Consider the following 498-nt stretch of genomic DNA (forward strand, 5'->3'; position numbering starts at 1 on the left):
GGTTTATGGAGCGGATACCGGAAGCCGGCGGTCAGTACCGTCAGGTAGGCAAGGCCCAGTGCAAACCAGCACAGGCCAATCACCAGCGTCAGTGCCGACAGGCTGGTCCACAGCCACAGAACCAGCTCAGGCAACGCAAGGCTTGAAGCCCTTAATGCAACGTCCGCGGCTCACAAGGCAACTGGACCTGGATCAAGGCTGCCTCAAGCAGCGCTCGCAACGCCTCGAGTTCATGCATCGTCGCCATGATCAGTACCGAGCCTGGCGACTTGGGCTGCAGCAGTACCGCCTGCTGCGCGACCGTTTGCGCGCACAGGGCGTACTCCGCGGCCTGGATGAGTGTGTCTTCCAGGGAATGGTAAGTGTGGGGTGGATCGGGGACGATCTTAAGCATGATGGAACACCTTAAATGGAGGCCATCACCATCTGCTGTCAAACAATTGGTGGCAGCGGTACATGGGTTGACAGACCGGTAGGTGAACCAAAACCCGGCGCACA

General features: G+C 59.2%; 1 protein-coding gene and 1 pseudogene. Both read right to left on the reverse strand.

Annotation, left to right across the window (positions count from 1 at the left end; genetic code table 11):
* Positions 1 to 125: pseudogene (locus tag GYA94_RS28360) on the reverse strand (hypothetical protein); the annotation flags it as partial.
* A gap of 26 nt (positions 126 to 151) precedes the next feature.
* On the reverse strand, positions 152 to 394 hold the full coding sequence (locus GYA94_RS25105; RefSeq protein WP_161893327.1) for a hypothetical protein: 243 nt from the start codon (positions 392 to 394) through the stop codon (positions 152 to 154).
* Positions 395 to 498 lie beyond the last annotated feature (104 nt).

This window comes from Pseudomonas juntendi (genome assembly GCF_009932375.1).
Taxonomy (GTDB): domain Bacteria; phylum Pseudomonadota; class Gammaproteobacteria; order Pseudomonadales; family Pseudomonadaceae; genus Aquipseudomonas; species Aquipseudomonas juntendi.

What these genes read in the sequence shown, in the direction of transcription:
- GYA94_RS25105 (WP_161893327.1), bottom strand. Translation starts at nt 394, where the DNA reads ATGCTTAAGATCGTCCCCGATCCACCCCACACTTACCATTCCCTGGAA.